The sequence below is a fragment of the Rhodovulum sp. 12E13 genome, assembly GCF_003340565.1.
Taxonomy (GTDB): Bacteria; Pseudomonadota; Alphaproteobacteria; order Rhodobacterales; family Rhodobacteraceae; genus HLUCCA09.
Genome location: NZ_QPLK01000121.1, coordinates 1 through 629 on the forward strand (window position 1 = coordinate 1; position 629 = coordinate 629).

The window sequence follows — 629 nt, forward strand, 5'->3', positions numbered from 1 at the left end:
CTGCTTCTTCTTCATCGCGTGGCGGAGGCCGGGAAAGGCGGGCTGCTTGGGCATCGGGGGCCTCCTTCGTGGTCCCGCCCAGTCTACCCCACGCCGATCAGAGAGCGAGGTTTTTCAGACGTTCCTTAAGTCAAGACTTGGTAGCAGAAACATCACATATCCTGGCACCGCAAAGGTAAGTGCCAGGAACAGGCCCGGCTTGTTCTTTGCGGAGAACTCGCAATATCGATCAATGAGCAGTGACCTTAGCAGGTCCTCGTGACGCGACTTGGCCTGCGTATAGTCGTAGCGGGCCCGATCTTGTCGTTTTCGGTCTTTTGCGTCAGATGTGTAGCGGCCCGCCTCGCGCCACGTAGCATCGTCTGCGAATGCATCCCAAAGATCATCATAGTATTTCCCGTATCTGGTTCTGTGGCCCTCGTTTCGCACCTGCTCATGTAGTGCCCAGAAATCACCGTATGTGAAGTTCTTGAGGCCGAAATTTACATGCTCGGTTTCACTAGCAGGCCGCCGAAGTTCGACAGTTGATCCGATAAGCGATTGATATTGTTGGCGGGGAGTTCGCGTTTTTGTGACGACAAGGTGCGTCAGGCGGGTTTCGGCAGGCTCAATGCTTCGAACAGGTCGAG

At 55.2% G+C, this 629-nt stretch carries 1 protein-coding gene; it reads right to left on the reverse strand.

Annotation, left to right across the window (positions count from 1 at the left end; translation table 11 throughout):
* Positions 1–114: 114 nt before the first annotated feature.
* Positions 115–629: hypothetical protein (locus DLJ49_RS22695; RefSeq protein ID WP_233489414.1), on the reverse strand; the 515-nt coding region annotated here is incomplete at its 5' end.